15 protein-coding genes and 2 pseudogenes are annotated in these 17,020 nt (G+C 51.9%); 2 read left to right on the forward strand and 15 right to left on the reverse strand.

Annotation, left to right across the window (positions count from 1 at the left end; all coding sequences use genetic code 11):
- Positions 1-30: 30 nt before the first annotated feature.
- From AACY52_RS20275 to AACY52_RS20315, 9 genes and pseudogenes are all read right to left on the reverse strand, one after another.
- Positions 31-1,212 carry a TerD family protein gene (locus AACY52_RS20275; protein ID WP_169865922.1) on the reverse strand — a complete coding sequence of 394 codons (1,182 nt, stop codon included), beginning with the start codon at positions 1,210-1,212 and terminating at the stop codon, positions 31-33.
- Positions 1,212-1,799: a TerD family protein gene (locus AACY52_RS20280; RefSeq protein ID WP_046071042.1), complete on the reverse strand. Its 588-nt coding sequence runs from the start codon at positions 1,797-1,799 to the stop codon at positions 1,212-1,214. The genes AACY52_RS20275 and AACY52_RS20280 overlap by 1 nt, the downstream gene beginning before the upstream one ends.
- A 101-nt stretch (positions 1,800-1,900) precedes the next feature.
- A pseudogene (locus AACY52_RS20285) lies at positions 1,901-2,555 on the reverse strand (HAD-IB family phosphatase).
- Positions 2,552-3,502, reverse strand: coding sequence for an HpcH/HpaI aldolase/citrate lyase family protein (locus AACY52_RS20290; protein ID WP_339560729.1), 951 nt, complete (start codon positions 3,500-3,502; stop codon positions 2,552-2,554). The pseudogene AACY52_RS20285 and the gene AACY52_RS20290 overlap by 4 nt, the downstream one beginning before the upstream one ends.
- Positions 3,502-4,596 carry a cysteine protease StiP domain-containing protein gene (locus AACY52_RS20295; RefSeq protein WP_236529021.1) on the reverse strand — a complete coding sequence of 365 codons (1,095 nt, stop codon included), beginning with the start codon at positions 4,594-4,596 and terminating at the stop codon, positions 3,502-3,504. The genes AACY52_RS20290 and AACY52_RS20295 overlap by 1 nt, the downstream gene beginning before the upstream one ends.
- Entirely contained in the window at positions 4,589-5,347 is a 759-nt protein-coding gene (locus AACY52_RS20300; protein WP_057710733.1) for a hypothetical protein, read from the reverse strand. Before AACY52_RS20300 ends, AACY52_RS20295 begins: the two co-directional genes overlap by 8 nt.
- Positions 5,337-6,464, reverse strand: coding sequence for a phosphoribosyltransferase domain-containing protein (locus tag AACY52_RS20305; RefSeq protein ID WP_236529019.1), 1,128 nt, complete (start codon positions 6,462-6,464; stop codon positions 5,337-5,339). The genes AACY52_RS20300 and AACY52_RS20305 overlap by 11 nt, the downstream gene beginning before the upstream one ends.
- 72 nt (positions 6,465-6,536) lie before the next feature.
- Complete coding sequence (locus AACY52_RS20310) at positions 6,537-7,676, reverse strand: trypsin-like peptidase domain-containing protein (protein ID WP_236529018.1); 1,140 nt, start codon at positions 7,674-7,676, stop codon at positions 6,537-6,539.
- Positions 7,677-7,754: 78 nt separating this feature from the next.
- Complete coding sequence (locus AACY52_RS20315) at positions 7,755-8,753, reverse strand: ATP-grasp domain-containing protein (protein ID WP_339560730.1); 999 nt, start codon at positions 8,751-8,753, stop codon at positions 7,755-7,757.
- A 450-nt stretch (positions 8,754-9,203) separates the two neighbouring features.
- On the opposite strand from AACY52_RS20315, the pseudogene AACY52_RS20320 reads away from it, so the two are divergent.
- A pseudogene (locus tag AACY52_RS20320) lies at positions 9,204-9,348 on the forward strand (transcriptional regulator); the annotation flags it as partial.
- Positions 9,349-9,844: 496 nt separating this feature from the next.
- Here the strand turns inward: AACY52_RS20320 and AACY52_RS20325 are convergent.
- From AACY52_RS20325 to AACY52_RS20345, 5 genes are read right to left on the reverse strand one after another with little or no spacing between them, the layout of a single operon-like run.
- Positions 9,845-10,300, reverse strand: a complete 456-nt coding sequence (locus AACY52_RS20325) for a hypothetical protein (RefSeq protein WP_236529015.1) — start codon at positions 10,298-10,300, stop codon at positions 9,845-9,847.
- Between the two features lie 9 nt (positions 10,301-10,309).
- Entirely contained in the window at positions 10,310-12,466 is a 2,157-nt protein-coding gene (locus tag AACY52_RS20330) for a hypothetical protein (protein WP_236529014.1), read from the reverse strand.
- 6 nt (positions 12,467-12,472) lie between these two features.
- Entirely contained in the window at positions 12,473-13,945 is a 1,473-nt protein-coding gene (locus AACY52_RS20335) for a site-specific integrase (protein ID WP_339560731.1), read from the reverse strand.
- Positions 13,935-15,191, reverse strand: coding sequence for a site-specific integrase (locus tag AACY52_RS20340; protein ID WP_236529012.1), 1,257 nt, complete (start codon positions 15,189-15,191; stop codon positions 13,935-13,937). Before AACY52_RS20340 ends, AACY52_RS20335 begins: the two co-directional genes overlap by 11 nt.
- Positions 15,184-15,408: a hypothetical protein gene (locus AACY52_RS20345; RefSeq protein WP_236529011.1), complete on the reverse strand. Its 225-nt coding sequence runs from the start codon at positions 15,406-15,408 to the stop codon at positions 15,184-15,186. Before AACY52_RS20345 ends, AACY52_RS20340 begins: the two co-directional genes overlap by 8 nt.
- 224 nt (positions 15,409-15,632) lie before the next feature.
- Here AACY52_RS20345 and AACY52_RS20350 point away from each other — a divergent pair, with 224 nt between their 5' ends.
- Entirely contained in the window at positions 15,633-15,842 is a 210-nt protein-coding gene (locus AACY52_RS20350) for a YebG family protein (protein WP_015371240.1), read from the forward strand.
- Between the two features lie 54 nt (positions 15,843-15,896).
- Here the strand turns inward: AACY52_RS20350 and AACY52_RS20355 are convergent, their stop codons facing one another.
- Positions 15,897-16,916, reverse strand: coding sequence for a Glu/Leu/Phe/Val dehydrogenase dimerization domain-containing protein (locus AACY52_RS20355; protein ID WP_339427131.1), 1,020 nt, complete (start codon positions 16,914-16,916; stop codon positions 15,897-15,899).
- Positions 16,917-17,020 lie beyond the last annotated feature (104 nt).

A 17,020-nucleotide genomic window follows, 5' to 3' on the forward strand; every position in this document is an offset into this window, starting at 1 on the left:
GGGCGGGGTCGACAGACCCTGCCAGATTTTCTATTTGGAGCCTGCGCGCCAGTTCATGCCCCAGCCGTAAGCTTTGTCCATAACTGCGTGACCTCGATGGAAGTCCACACGCCGAGAGACCTTAACGGCGCCGTTCACATTTTCAAGCATCGCAATGGCACACATTGGTTCACGGCCGCCTTCTTCATTGAGACGCACCTCAATTTCAGGTTGGCCTGGGATGAAAATGGTCACAACACCATCGGTTTCTCTCCAGTTCGGAGCACCCTCGTAGATGAAGGCGAAGACCAAGATCCGGCGGATTTCACTCCACTTGGTCCCGTTGATGTGCATCCACTCACCACCAGCGACAGAGCCAGTACGGTCGTCACCCATCAACTGAATGAAAGGCTCACGTGTAAGACTACCGAACGATTTTCCGAGGGCTTGAACAACTCCCTTCTCGCCGTCCTGCAGTTCGTACAGGCAACCAACGTCCAGGTCGACGGATTGGCTTCGCTTGAAGAACCCGCCCGAGCTGCCTTTGTTCCAGTTCAAGTTCACCTTGATTTCGCCGAAACCGGCTGCAGTCTTTTCAAGACTGATAGACGATCGTGTTTTATCGAGGGTGACCTTGCTCAGACTGATCGTAGATTTAGGTGCAGCGGCCGGAGCAGGCGGTGGCGTTTGTACCACAGGAGCGGGGGCAGGTGCTGGGGCCGGCGCTGGTGCGGCGACCTCTACACCAAAGTGCTTGGCCAACGGCTCAAGGCCGCCATTGAAGCCCTGGGCCACACAGCGGAATTTCCAGTCACCATTTCGGCGATAAAATTCGCCGAGGATGAGTGCTGTTTCCTTCATGCCGCCAGTAGGGATTTGGGCTTCAATGCCACCCGTCACCACAACCGAAAGTTGTGACACGCGCTCAAAGCTCGCCTTGTTCTCGTAGATAGTGGCGGTAAGGGCCACTTTCTCAACTGCAGACTCAAGACGACTCGTATCGAGGGAGAACACTGCGCGCCCGGCCGAGGACTCGGTCAGCTGAACGGCGCCACCCAGAATTTGAGGCTGGCCATAGAAACACATGTCGCCATCGCCTCGGACTTTGGCCGAGGCGCCCAGTGCGAAGGCCGAGACGTCAATGTCGGCCCCTGGGATTGGCGAGTAATTGATATCAACGCGAAGCTGGCCGCTGGCAACCGGCGCATTACCACCAGGTACGAGATTCGCCATTAGCGCAGCGCCTGAACGGCCAGAGTGATCAGGTCGTCGGCAGTTCGACCATTCGTGGTCGTACCGATTGCCTTGAATTCCCAGTCACCATTCTCGCGGGTCAGGCTCGCCATGACGATTCCGGTGTGCCCACCTTTTTCCGATAGGTTGAAGCGTGCTAGCTCATTGTTGTTGCTGCCATTCACGATACGGCAGTAGGCCTTTTCGACCTTCTCAAATGACTGGCCGGTGAAGGAATTCACAGTAAAGATAAGGTACTTAACGGTTGAAGGCAGACGTTGCAGGTCAACATGGATCGTCTCATCATCCCCATCGCCATCGCCTGTACGGTTGTCACCGGAGTGCTGGATCGATCCGTCCAGGGACTTCAATTGGCGGAACCAGACCAGGTCGATTTTCTGAAAGTCGCTGTTGAGCAGAATGCAGGAAGCGTCGAGGTCGATCTCTGTACTGCCACCAAACATCTTGCCAAGGAAGCCTGCCGGCTTTACCGGGTCCCAACCCAAACCTAGGCTAATGCTAGTAAGCGAACTGCCGGCCGTTTTAGCCAGGGAGATGGATTGTTTTTTTTGCAGGGTGAGTGCCATGGTTACGCTCCTTGTTGGTCGTCTGTGTTCATGTGCCGGTCAGCGTTGACCGTCACTTGCAGGTTGGCGTGCGCGACATTGCTCACGCCCCATTCCCGCTGCTATCTGCCCGCAGTCGATAGTCGACACCATGCGGGATGAAAGTTTCGCCAGTATGCTTCTTGCGCCGCAGCCAACAACTCGAAATCGCCGCGGGTGTCGCCCCATGCTTTAAACCGGTAATTGCCAAGTGACCCATACACAGCGTCAAGTCTGAGCACTTTGTTCTCGCATCTACAGTTGTTGCCAGTCATACGCCCGTTCAACAGACCGTCTTCCACTTCAAGCCCGGTACCGATCACCTTGATGCCAAGGCGATCTGCAAAAGGCTGGACAATCAACGCTGGGGATGCAGAGAGCAACGACAGCACCAGCCTCTAGCTCAACTGCGACAGATTCTAAACCTGAAGGCCGCATGAGCTGTACCCAATACAACCCTCAGAATTTCACGGTTCGCTTTTGAAAGCACTTCACATCCTCGCCAGTAAGAAACGTACTGATCAGCTGTGCCTTCAACTCTTCACGTTTCAAATCCCGAGTCAGGAATCGGACGCTTGGCAGCGCAAGCCGCAAAATGCCTCGTTTAAATCCGATGCTTCCGAAAGCGAACTTCAGGAAAGGAACGAAGCTATCGCGCCGAGTCAGTGTGCCGTCGAAGTCTAAGACCGGCATCACCTGTGTTCGCTGCGTGGCTGCTTTGTCAGCTTTCAATGTCATCGCAGGGCCTCAGCCAAGCGGATAGGCGCCTCGACAGGACCTACATCCGGCTGACGAACTCCGTGCCATTCCGCTCGCTCAAGGATGTTGACCGCCCACTTGTAATGGGTCGCAGGCTCGCACATGGCATCGTTGTGCTTGAACACTGCAGGAGCAACGTCACTGACAATCATCTTCGCGCAGTTGAGGTCTTCGAGGCTTACGCGCAACGTGTCCTGGATCGTGCTGATCTGCGATGGATGAATCGCCGTCTTGCCTACCAAGCCATGGGCGATGTCGAGTTCCAGCTCCTCCATCAGCAAATGCGGTGTCGCGAGTTGCTCGAACACTGGTGCCGTCAGTGCGAAACCTTGGGACCCCATGACGCCTGCCAACATTGGGATCACGTAGCCCATTGGGGTGCTATAGAGCGTTGTTGCAGGATTCCGACGAAGTCCAAGACTTCCCATCAGGTCGTTCCCACCGATACGTAGGGCGATAATCCGCTGATTTAGGTTCGCCTTCAGCGCCTGGCCCAACTCGACCATTGCACCAGGGTTGAACACGTCTGTGGTTTCCAGCGTCGGCATAAGGTACAGCGCCGGGTTTGTAACGGCCTGTTCCCATTCCCCGAGGTTGCGCAGGGTCAATTTCGGCACAACGAACCCATCAACGTGGGCCATCAACGACCAATCATTCAGCACAGCAGCCATCACCGAGTCTCGGGGACGAACAAACAGCAGTGGACCATCGGACGGACGCCCACCGCGCTCGTTGATTGCGGTCAGCAGACCATGCAGATTTCTCAAAGCCGTGTCGACGTCAATCTCCGCGACCGCATCCTCAAGGCACACGACCAAAGAACGCAGTTCTGGCAGTTTTGTGCGGAAAACCACATCCAGCAGATCCGGACGCGTGGCCGGCATGTAGAGCGTTGCCCCCAGGGCATAAGGAGAAAGGACTTTCATCAGCTCACACTCCGAATGATAGTTACCGCCCGGTAAGGGCCCAATGCAGCACCCACTTCTTCCACAGCGACCCCAGCGCCCTCAGTCAGGTGCATGAGCAACTGAACATCACTGTCGCTACGGCTGCGGACCAAGACGTGATCCGGTACACGACGCAGTACCGCGCGGGTTGCTTCGGCAATACCAGGCTTTACTCGATTGTGATTGGTAATGCCGAACTGGGAGGCCAGCGATTTGACTACGTGCGAAGCTGCACCCTGCAGTTCAAAGCGCTGGGTATCGGTCCATGGAGAGGCTTGAGGAACCGTCCCCAGCGCCTTTCGCTTCTCCTCGATCTGCTCGATGAACTCGCGGGTGACATCGTGCTCACGCAGATGGTCATAAACCACACAACCATGCAGGCCCCCATCTGCGGGCCATATGGAGCGCGAAACCAGACCAGACACCGTCGCGCCAAGGATGCCGGAGGGGATAACCCAGTCTTCAGCCGACGCGGACAACCACGCCCGGCCGCAGGGATCTGCCAGCACTACAAGCCGGGGTTCCTCAGGGAAGCGCGAGTCGCCATTGAGGCTGCGCTGAATCTCGCCAGAGATTGCGCCCTTCCCTGTCCAGCCATCGACGAAGACGATGTTCTCGGAACCATGTTCCTGAATGATGGCCTCGAGGGCAACTTTGTCGATCCCTCGATCTCGGACAATGCTGATTCCGTAGTGGTGCGCATCTCGACCCATATCGAGCAGGGCCCGTCGCAATAATACGCCGAGCGGCAAGCCAGCACGAACGAACGACACAAGCACAATAGACGGGCCCGTGCATGCCTCGCTCAACGCCAGCGCCAGGGACTGAACGTCCATGGCCATGCGGGTACCGTTTTGTTCGAGTGCGCGCTCGTAGAGGGCTTTGTGCACGTCAGTCGGCGCACTCTCAAGGCTGATCATTTCGGAGTAGTGCTTCTGCTTCGACTGAATCAGACGCTCCTTCTCCAAGACATCAGTGGTCTCCATCTGAACGGCCTGCAGCAGGAACTGAACATCATCTGCTGCATAGCTGCCGCTCCCCACGGTAACCAGACCCGCAATGGCCTTAGTCATGGACTTTCCCTCCAACGAGCTTGGCCAATTGGCTACGCGCTGGGGTCGCCCACATATGGCACTCCTGCATGAAACCGAGGTCAGTGATGCTGTCCCCAAAGCCCAGCACCGGACGCTCACCATTGGCCTCACGATCACGGCGCAACAATTCTTGAACAGCCACTACCTTCGACAGGCCCAGCGGCAAGAACGCGAGGTTGTTGGAATTTCCGTGGATGTGCATGCCTTCCAATAAACCGCGGGCCTGTACTTCAGCGAGAACCGTTTGCAGGACTTCATCATTGGATTCGTTGTGCTTGGTCACTACGTAGTGGCGCAGGCCTTCTTCCTCGACAACCCATCCGCGCAAGGAAATGCCAAGCTCCTTGCCAATGGCGAGGGTTGCTTCACTGAGGCCTGGCAAGCGAGCCTGATAGTCAGCAAGAACATCGCTCATGCGTGCTTGCCATTCCTCGTCAAGCTTTCCATCAGCACCAAGGATCACGCCGCCATGGGAGCAGACGGCACCGTGCATAAAAGGCAGTTGCACACGACTGAATGCTTCAACGCTGCGCGCTGTGACGGGGACCACGTCGGTCGTGGACAGGAGCCACTGGGCGAGTGAGTGTTGTACCGTACTCATGTAGCCATTGGGCTGACCCTCGATATCGAGAGTCGCAGTAATCCGCTGAGAACCTTCTGGCATTTTGCGAGCAGTCTGGAACAGGGTGTCGTCCAGATCGACTAGGGCGAGGGGGCGATTATTGACCATCGACAATCACCTCCGCGCTCAGGGATTCTATCAGCGCGACGGACACAGCCTGCTCAGGTGTTTCCGAGCAAATAAGGACACGATCAAATTGCCCTGGGCTGACATTGTAGAGGAAGTTGGGGATACCGAGACCGTAGTTGTCCGCGAACGACAACGCGTGACCGATGGCATGGCCCAGTGCGATTGGTGAGCGACTGGTCGAACTGAAATGCACATCAGCACCAGCACGCTCCAAGCGCTCGGCGAGCAAAAACGGACGCCAGACGAATTCGCTGGTACCAACCACGAGTACGCGCTCACCCGCTTTGACTTTCAGATTGAGAGCCAAAGTGTCTTCTACACAGCGAATACCATGGCGCCCCCAATCGCTTTCCGCCGACAAAGGCCACTCTCCGGGCTCGATGCTGCCCACGGCCGGCATTTCCGGCAGCGGCGCATCAGCGTCCTCGTGGAAGGTATACGACCCCTGCAACAGCGAAACCTGATGAGCAGAGTCACCGATGGTTTTGCGCACCGCATCGCCTGACCAATCCGTCAGTACGCACGTCACCACGCGCTCGAGCCGAGTCAGGCCGGCATCGACCAGCGCACGGTGAAGATTGATGAAGGTTTTGCCCGTCGAGGCTTCGTCGTCGACCAGCACTAGCGAACGGGCATTCAACATCATTTCCCGAACGTCGGCATCGATCGGCAAATGAATGAGGTGCGCACTGGCGTGGCTATGTTCTTCTTCAAAACGGGCGAACAGGTCATTGCCAGTAGGGTGGCGTGTGCTGACCATATAAACCGTATCCGGGCGCGTCGCGCTGTATGCGCGATGCACACCAGCACCCAGGCCAACTGCTGTTTCAGCCATGCCGATAACGAGTACGGGCCCAGGCAGGTCGTCAGGAATTTGTGCTGCGAGGCTATTGAAGCTTGAATTCATGATCGAAGGCCGCACAGGTATGTGGCGACCAAGTACTTTGGACACGAAAAGAAACGCACGCTTTGGATTACGGCGCTCGGCAAAACCGAACAAGGAGTCCGGGTCGATATGTGTGGCATCGACAGTGACATCGAGACGCCCGCGCATCAGTTGTGCGCTTAGAGCTTGTTTAACTGCGTTGCATTCCATGAAAAAATTCCTAGGGTTGCGTGAGGTCGATAACCTAACGTCTCTTCCGCAGTTTTCAAGTCAAAATAGGGGCTAAAAATTCTTGGCTTCGACGCGCCACATAGATGCTTGGGCCGAACGTGCTAATTCAGCAGTTGTAAACGTCCTGCTGCTGGATGTTTGAACTGCATCAACGCGGCACGCATCCAGAAAGGAGAGGAGCAAAGACGCTTTAACGGCAAAGTTCATATTTTGAGCATCAGGCATTGTAGAAGTTACCAAACCGATAACAGCGCCTGTCGAATCAAATAAGGGGGATCCGCTAGAGCCAGGTTGAATAGCCGCAGTAAATTGTAGAAGGCTAGAATCGTTATGCAGGCCAAACAACGCCGACACGCCGCCCTGGGTCACGTGGACACCACCGCCGGCGAAACCCGACATAGGGAAACCCAGCGCGACTACAGATTCGCCCAAGTCGCAGCCGGAGCCTTCCTTAAAAGTGACAGATCTGAGGACAGGGGACTCCATCACCCTGAGGAGAGCGATGTCATTACGCTGATCAACGACGACCGGCTCTGCACGATAACGACCTTCAAAGGAGGAAATGAATATGTCACTCATGTCCTCGATTACATGAGCACAGGTGAGCACATGGTGCTGGGAAACAGCGAAACCAGTGCCGGTTGCGCCCGTTCGTGCGCGGTCAGCCTCCGCAGAGCTACTGCGCCCTTTTGGATGAGCGTCATTAATATCGATCCCGATGCGGCGGCCTAGAGCGGCTAAACCATAAGCCGAACCCTCAGCCAGTGCGCGAAACTTCCATTGATGATTGCGGATGTAGAATTCGCCGATAATGATCGCCGCTTCACCGTTATCGCGAAGGTCCAACCTATATTCAATCTGTTCGTCAACAAGTAGGTGCAACGAACGAAGATCGCTTACCGGTCCTGCTGCAGAAAAAGTGTATGCGATGAGAAGTAGCCGATCGCTACCGGACGGGAGGGCTGACAAGTTCAATTTACAACCAACCTTTGCTTGGTCGCCGCTCCACTCCATCCAAGACTGTGACGTCTGAAATAGGGCAGCCTCACCAGTGGGTTGGCGTTTGTCATTTACCGGCAGAATGGCAATCGCAGCGTACTCCCCGAAAGCCGAGGAGTTCCCGCATTCCAGAGTCCATTCACTCCGTGCATCTGATACCGCAGTGTTTGCGCCTGGCGCGAGCACCATCATTCCTTGATTACTCCTTAAGTGCTAAAACCACCGCGCTGCAATGGTACCAAACTTCAGGTTTCTCAATGCCTCAGGATGTCATTTTGGCACTACAGCTGCAACGGTGACCCCTTTCACACGTACGTCTGGCCGCCAAACGGTAGCTGGCTCAGGGAGATTCAGGCGGCGCGTAGCAAATATACCCGCCAAATTGACGCCAGCCTCCCGGGTATAACCAACGCCACCAGAGTAGCGCGGGTTGATTTCCAACAAGTGGGGATGACCGTGCACATCATCCTTCGTCTGAACATTCACGATGCCGTCACATTGGAAATGCTCGGCCGCTTTGAGTGCGAGCTCGACCGCCCGACCTTCCTTCTCAAAGATCTGATGAAAACCAGTCTTTCTTCTGGCTACGAACGACACCGCTCGTCCAGCCTCGCAGACCATGTCGACCGAACACTCGCTCCCAGCCATGTAAGGCATGACAAGCATCGCCGGCGGCGACCCTCCATCACAGTACGCATGCATGTAGGTTTCGAAATTCGCAACTCGCGCATCGGGATCTGCAAAACAACGGAAGGGATCGGCGCCTTCCTTGAAACGCCAAAAGCCTTGGCCATAAATGCCGACTGCGGGTTTCACGCATACCTCACCCGACGCGGCGAGGGTTTTGTATGCAGCAAACATTTCATCAGCATTCGTAGCAGTAATCGCTGGCACGCAGGCCAAACCCGCGCGCTCAGCTTCAACGGTGAATTTGCTCTTGTCGTCGACAAGATCGAAAGTTCGCATCGACATCCCGCCGGTTACCAGAACCAACCCAGCTTGCTCGAAGCGTGGTCGGGCCTGCTCAAAGACGCCACCGAGTCGACCTGTCAGGATTACTTTGATGCCATAGGTGCGTGCAGTTGAAATCACCCACGATATCCGCTCTTCATCACCACGAGGCTCGGTAAAGCTGATATCGGCACCGGCCGTGATTTCAGGGCGATCGTCTCGATGCGAGGCAAATATCTTCACGTCAGGCGGCAACGCATCACGAGCGCCTTGAATAATGTCGCGCTGGCTAGACTGCCCTTCGAGAAACCAAATCATGTTTTAATCTCACTTGTAGATGTGCACTGACAGTCAAACCCTATGACGGGAACTGACAGCATCCGATGGTCAACCAAAACATAACGAGTGCTGCGGTAGCGTCAAGGCAATTCAGCGCGCTCCTTCAGGAGAGCGTCATCACAAGACAAGCTCCCATCCACAATTTGGTTTTCAGGTTTTAAACTGGACCGCTTGCATGCGGTTCCTGCGCTCGTAAAGTAATTAGGGACGGTAGTGGTGAGGCAAAACTAAGGGGGGTCCGCCGGAGAAGAACAAACAGCATTGTCATTTTTGAGTCGAGTCCAGTCCAGAATGGGCACCGACCACAGCATTTCCTTGGCAATTTTGCACCGATATCAAGTAAGTCGTCCACAGACATTCTATTTCAGCGTATGAAGCTGCAGGGTAACTGAAGCTCACCCCGTACCGTTCTCAAGTTTTGAACCAGTAGAAGCGCAAGTGGCCCAAGCTATTGAGGCCCTCATGGTGATCAGCCAAAACGCGGACACACGATATGTTTGCGCGACCCCAAGCCGATTGCAGCTCGCGCTTACTTATTATGTACCACATGGCAGGAACGGCTGTACAACTGCACTGTTGGCGCTGATTAAAACTGACCCGGTGGATGCGGAAGAAATCTTGGACTACTTGGAGGCAGTTCGTGCAATCACCACCGCTCAGATCAAATAGGCGGTGCGCCGAGACCGGACGTCAGTCTGGGTGCTGGGCACATTTGTTACGCCATCCGATGCACTGGTCTTGCGGGGGTGATTTGTGGAGCAATGGGGTCACTGGGCATAGAAATTTTTTCATTCGGTTGCTGACATGATTTCTCAGATTTTCCTACTAGCTAAGTCCGCCTCTTGACTGATGCCCAATACACTCAGTCAAAACACCCAGGATGATGAATATTGTGGCAATCATGGCGCGAATATATTTTTATCAATACGGAAGCGAATTATATCTTTGAATAAACCCACAAGTTTTCGACACTCAATTGCATGCGAATACTATTGGTGGCAACATAGGGCTCAGAAGAATCAGCATCTTGGATCACAACAGGTCAGTGTCGTGACGTGTGAGATACGGCCCTAGCCGAGCGGCAATTCATCACAGACAACGGAGTTACATAGAACGCATTCTTTATACGCTTGTTCCACCTTCAGCGCATCAGGAGAGCGGACGACTAAAGCACGAATATCTATAGAATGCATTAACAACGCTTCTAAAATACCAATATACTGAGTGCGCATCGCCACATACATTTTATCAACCTTATTTAACTCACATTGAAGTATTGAAATTCTCTCCTGCAAATTCCTACACTTGGCATCTTTATCAAGTGTCCATTTGGAGATAAGTGAGGATTGCAATACGACATCAATCTCAAATTGATATTTTCTGATAGTCTCCCTTGAGACCCCTGCGTAAATGGAGAATTCTTTTTGACTGTATGTATACTGCACAGAGCGATCGCGATAAAAAACAATCAACTCCAACAGCTTACTTCTTAGATACTCCTTGAGTCTTTCACCCCTATAATTCATACAACCTCCTCAATGATCACTCTTTTTAAAAATCTCTGTCAGCAAAAAATTAGCAGACTGCTCTACGTTTTCAAAATGCTTATATTGAGGACTTGACTGACCACCGGCGTTGACTATATGAACTCTGATCAAACTCGCGTCGTGAGCTATTCGCTGAATTTCAGACCTTTGCTTTTCATTTTGCGAGTCGACAATAAGCACCTCGCAGGGCTTGCCATCACCTCCCTTTGCCAAACAGGAAAGATGATTTTGACAAGGCTTGAGTGCAAGATTATGAGCGCACCCGCCATGAGGCATTGGGTTGATAACACGAATAGCAGCCGTAAGATAATCTTCGGCCGCCTTACGATCTGCTATCTTAAGATTATTGAACGTAGTCTGTATCAATCCCACCGCCTTGTCCTCCCTAACGCGCTGCATCATATCTTGAAGTATAAGTGATCTACTTAATGCCGAGGTGTGGTCGTATATTTGAGCTTGCGTATAATCCGCTCGTCCTAAAATAATATTCACCTGAGCGTCCGAAAGCCCGCCCTGCTTATATACAGTATTGAGCCAATGACGGATATCATGCCAAGTAAACTCTGCAACAGTGCCTGTTCGCGGATCAAGGATATCAAATTTCCTAAATAGTGAGCCACCCTGTGCTGACGTACCGCCCAACCAACTTATGAACATCCCGTCACTAACTTTTCTAAACTCGTTCGACCTTACGGATTTTGAATAGGTCAAAAGATTACGCGAAATAACGAACAACGAGTCCTCAGGCTCCAATAACGTTTTCGAGTTTGCACGAATTGTCGGCGAGATCGAGCAATAGAACTCCTCCTCATATTTAAAGTCGCGTTCAAACGGGTATACTTTATCTTGGAGCTGACATAATAATGCATCATCAAATACCCCTCTCACTACTTCCCGCATCCAACTTCTCGCAGAGACAGTCACCTCGCATTTTTTTTCCATACACTTCGCGGTTATCGAATGAGGGTGCATCCGCAGTTTCCTCTGCCAGTTTTCAACTTCACAGGTCACTGGAGCAAGTTCATCCCAACTTTTCTCATACAGATAAACCTTTTGTGACATCGCGATCTGGTTATTTAACAAACGGTTAAAAACGCGAGTTGTAGTGCAGAGGTACGCCGCTGCCTTCGATGGCTTCTTGAATCGCTCTAGTAATCCTATAGCGTCAACGAATTGTCCGGTTGAAAAATAATAGCTTCCTTTTGGCGTGAACAGGCTATGTTCTTTTGTCCATTCGGATGCAAATTTTTTCGAAAAGTACCTTAGCGATTGGTCCGAACTCAGTATTTTCTTCCAATCGAGGCGCGGAGCCGATCGTAGCTGTTTAACTATATGTCGCCCTTCCATTGTCGTCTTAGCGATGAAAGTCACTGCTGCTTTGATCGCAGGATACATTTCCTGAGGGAAAGGTCTATACAAAAGCGTACCACCCTTCTCAGGAAAAACTTTAAAAGCCCATCTCCCTTGAAGTTTTATCAAGCATTCCAACGGAAGGCACGCTAATTCATTAATTCTGCATCCCAATGCAATATTTATCAATAATGCATTAATGAAAAACTTGTCACGAAGCTCCAACTCCGGGTGATTAACCAATGCGACAATATCTCGAAGAACCTCCGTCGGCAGCAATTTTTTCTGCCTTCCACTTTCAGACCCATGCCTGCCATACTCAAGACGGCTCTTTGGTGCTGTATATAAAATCCTTAATCCAAGCCTCATTTGTAGCCATTTAGAGAAGGCTTGGAGATTGGATAGGCTTGATACTTTTCCTACTACCCCGCGCTCGATATAAGTATTCTCAACTGCGATAAAATCGAGAAGGTTAATCTGGGCAATCGTTTTATCACCAATCACCGAATCAAGCCTTACCAATGCCTCGATAATCGCGAAAGCTCCGCCATCAGCAATTCCCACTTGAACTCGCTTAGCTGCAATGTAAATTTTCGCCACCATCCTCAAAGCATTGTTTTTAAGGCGGCCAAAACGCAGAGTTAAGACAGTTAAATTTCCGGGCCTTTTAACCCAATCCAAAATATCCCAATCATCGCTAAAAACATTAATTTCGGGGCTCAATACTTTCGAGACGGAAGTCGTAAGCTCGTGTAGTGCGATAGGCACTTCCAACATTAATAAACTCTCGCTCATAGAAAGTTACTCACCATTTCCTATTCTCGTTACAACATCTTTAACGGACTGGTAGACCCTTTCTAGATCCTTAAGAACCTTACTACGTTCTTTGCCACCTTCAGCCTTATCCCACCTCGAAAGTTCGGTCTCCAAGTACTGCAAAGACTTTTTATGGTCTGCGTCGCGCCAAGCAATAAAATACCTACACCCATTATAACAACTAAAGAAAGGATGCTGCCCGCACACTCCTTCTTTGCCGCACTCTCCCACAAGAGCGGGCGTTTGTACGACGGGAATCAGTATCGGCGAACCAGCACCCCGAGGACCAACACGTCCGTTAAAAAAGAGACCATTAAGATCTGAAAACAAACCTCCAAGCCTCTCGTTGGCTCGTTCTAGCAGCGGGCAGAACTCCGATGCCAAACAATCTATGTACCAATCTGCTGCGGTGATGGAACTATGTTCTAATACATATTGAATTTCATCTCTTGACGCCCCTTGAACAGCCATTTGTGTAGCCCCACTATGGCGTATTCGATACGGAGTTAACACCAATAGCTCTTTCGTCCTCGGGCTGACGAGGCCTATTTTTTGGCTCCAAAGTGTTAATCCACGACCAAAGTCTGGTCTTTTCCCACCCGACATACTAACCAATAAGGTTTTTCGCGATTTCTGCAAAACTCTCACATGGGGTAGTGCGGAATAATCTCGTATAGCAACCGCCAACTCTCCGGTTATGGGCCATAGCTCTGCCTCCTGACCTCTTTGTTTCTTCGCCTTAGGAATCCTCAAAAAAAACTGCTGGTCAGATGCTGTGGGGTCGGGCGTCCATAGTGCGCTGTCTAACATTTCATGTAGCTGAATGGGGCGTTTTAGCGTTTCAAACGCAATCCATGCGAACAACCGGACAGACGTGTCCCAGGTTGATTCATCGGGTGCCTTGGCCACCATAGCTCTTCTTACAACTTCTATTTCCGAACTGGTCAATGCCCCTCTGGTTTCATGCCATTGGAGTATTATATTCTTTGACTCACCTGGTTTAAACTTTATTGCATCCAGCTCTAACGCATAAACTTCATCGGCGCCGGCCAAACAGTTCTGCGCTGAATATCTATAAAACATTCGAAATTGCCCGCCTGCCTGTGACTCAGCCAATGTGATATCAAACAGATCCCCCAACGAAAGATCGGAAAAATCAGTCCACGAAGTATTCCATTTTGATTCAAGACACAATAATGCTGAACGAAAGCTAGGCAGAATACGAGGACAAACCTTTTTAAGCTTAAATTTTAAATACTCATGCGCAGCATTAATGACTATTTTAGGAAGCTTGTATTCATCCAAACATATTGAATACCGCCGCCTCTGCCACTCAGTTTCAACCCTGCAAGTTGTAACATCGATAAAGAAAGGGTTCAGTGCATCAGCCCGACATTCAACATAAAGCCTACCCTGTTCATCACGAAACTCTTCGAGATGATTTAATTTAATATTCATCTATGATTCCTTCCGTGTTCATCTGAATTAGCCTATTCCTAGTCAAATCCCTGATCGCTCGTTTGGCATAACACCGCAGTGAGTTGGGGCTGCGCCACCCACCCATGTAAACTATGTGATCAATTTCTGTGGCATTATTCTCCAGCGAACTTGCTGCCTCATAGAGTCGATTAAAGACCGCATGCCTAACCACGTGCCAATGAAACTTATCAACACATTCCAAACGTATATCTTTTGAAATCTTGTTAGCTGAAGAGCAAGATAGGGGACGGCCCATATTAGACGATCCATGCGACACAAACAGGAAGTCATGATCCAAGAATACTGTGAAGCCAAGTCTTTTTCCATTTGCCTTTACTCTATACGTGGATACATACTCTTCAATGTACCCGATAACATCTTCGTCTCCCGGACCAAAGTAAAGCAATCGTCCATAGGTTTTAACAAGAGGATTATTTGGCGTCCGTGGATCTACGTAGTTTGCCCCTCTCTCTTCTATACGAACGATTTCAAGCGAAGGATAATCACCTGTAAGATTTATATCTTCCAATCGAAGGGCGAGCGCTTCACCAATTCTAAGACCAAACCTCAGCATCAATCGCCATAAAATATAATTACGCAACTGCAGACCACGCTTTCGTGTGGCGTTGTCCAACCTAGCTTTCAATAATTTCTCGATCAATTGCAGTTCGTCATCAGTTAAATCCTGCGCGATAGCGTCAGCGTTACCGCCAGCCATGACTTCGGACCAAACCTGTTTATGGCTCTCAATAAGCTTAACGTAATTAACATTGCTGTCCACTTGATAACTTACTAACGGAGTGAAGTTCTCCACAAACCACAGCGCGAATGCACTACAGCTGTGAAGCACCTTGGTAACATATCGGCTTATTTGATCACCACCTTGGGATGGCAATATTACGGTTTCGAGCCAGCGCGCGAAGTTCCTGACATTCTTGAAATCAATACCACGCCCTTCTAGCAGCATTACCTCAATATCAACACCATTCTTTCCCGCCCATGTAAAAAGGAATGCCAAATGATAAAATATTGTTCTTATGCTGGATTTAAATCTACGACTACCTAATGAATACGACACTTCGTACACACTTGCACTCACGACAGGTATGAATGTTTTTTCAGCAACCAACATATACCTTGCTAGTTGACCACGAGCAAACTTTATAACTTTGTACTCTAGATATACCCGTTTCGTAGAGGCACTACGATTCGCTAAGTTAATCATGAGCGTTCCTCTCGCCCACGCCAGCTAAATTCGCAAGTTCAACAGCCTGATAAACGTCTACTTCCCGTAAAATAAATTTACCGAAAGAATAATCATTCGCAGCTTTTGACTTTTCTTGATAGAGGAAATTTTCACGCGATCGAAGAGGTGGCTGTGAGGCGCTAAATGTTGATGCCTCACAAAAAGAAGGAATAGGGATGGAAATAGTTAGACGCATAGCTCATACCCCGACGAAAGCTCTGTCATGGGGGTACAGATGCCGGGCCGCGGATAATTCCGACGCCTACCTGCTATCCAAAAACCCGCGGTGCTGCATTGGCACTGTTTTTCAAAGTAGACCTGCCTATCGTAATAATCAACCCCTGCATCACGGCTTAGCGACGACGGCGCTGGACGTTACTCAGACTACACGTATCTAGGCACGCGGCATTAAGGTAAATCATGGATAAAGCCGAAGCTGACCGTCATGACAAGATGCTTGAACTCGCTGAGTTGCTGGCAGAAGTGTTGCAAAAAGCAGTGCCGTCCCTGAGTGAGCAGCAGGTGGAAGAAGCCGGGATCTACATGGCGAAGAACCGCGATGTATTTGCCAAGGCGTTCAAGAGCCAACCGGACGCGTTGTCCGAGTTGCTCAACGCTGCAGCGGAGTAAAGCCAGAATTGAACAGGCCCTGAATCATGGATTCAGGGCCTTTTTAATAGCTGGCTATTGGTACAGCAACCGTTCGGCCAGCTCATCCGCCACCCGTGCGGGGGAGCGCTTTTCGGCCTGGGCGTGGGCGAAGATTTCGGTAAGGCGCGTGCCGATGTTAGACAGGTGCGCGGTAATGATCGGCAACTCTGCGCCGCTGTGCCTAAGAGCCACGTAGATCAGGCCACCGGAGTTGATCACGTAGTCGGGGGCGTAAAGGATGCCGCGCCCTTCCAGTTGGTCGGCCACTTGCAGGTTGGTCAGTTGCGCACTCGCGGAACCGGCCACGGCGGCGCAGCGCAGCTGGCCGACGCTCTGGCGGTTGAGCACGGCGCCGAGGCCGCAGGGCGAGAGGATGTCGCACGGCGTGCTTAACAGCGCCTCGTTGGCGATTGGGTGCGCGCCCAGTTGCTCCATGGCCAGTTGCACCTTGCCATGGTCGATGTCGCTGACCAGCAACTCGGCACCGGCGGCGTGCAGCTGTTCGGCCAGGGCGTAGCCAACATTGCCCAGGCCCTGGATGGCCACGCGCAACCCTTCGAGGTTGTCGCTGCCCAGGCGGGCCATGGCGGTGGTGCGGATGCCGGCAAACACGCCCATGGCGGCATGGGGTGAAGGGTCGCCCGCGGCGGTGGTGCTGGTGACGTAACGGGTGTACTGGGCGATGCAATCCATGTCCGCCACCGAGGTGCCGCTGTCGGTGGCGGTGATGTAGCGGCCGTCGAGTTGTTCGATACAACGGCCAAACGCTTCAAACAGTGCCGCGCGGTTTTCCACGTGGCCTGGGCGCAGTATCACTGCGGTGCCGCCGCCCACCGGCAACCCCGCCAGTACGGCCTTGTAGCTCATGCCCTGGGCCAGGCGCGCGGCATCGGCCACGGCACTTTCGTCGTCGGGGTAGGAGAGGTAACGGCAACCACCGAGGGCGGGCCCAAGGCGACTGTTATGGATGGCGATGACCGCCTTCAGCCCGGTGACCGGGTCGACGCTCAAGTGCAGCGATTCAAGGCGGGTGCTATGCATGAGAGCAAACATCGTCAAGCTCCCGAATCACTTCTGGTAGTGGGCCAAGTATAGGCTTGCGGCAGAAAAATGCCGGACCACGCTGGAATAAGACGCCCGTTTTTGCAGGATTTGGG

It is taken from the genome of Pseudomonas sp. EA_65y_Pfl1_P113 (assembly GCF_963970525.1).
In the GTDB taxonomy this organism is placed as follows: domain Bacteria; phylum Pseudomonadota; class Gammaproteobacteria; order Pseudomonadales; family Pseudomonadaceae; genus Aquipseudomonas; species Aquipseudomonas tritici.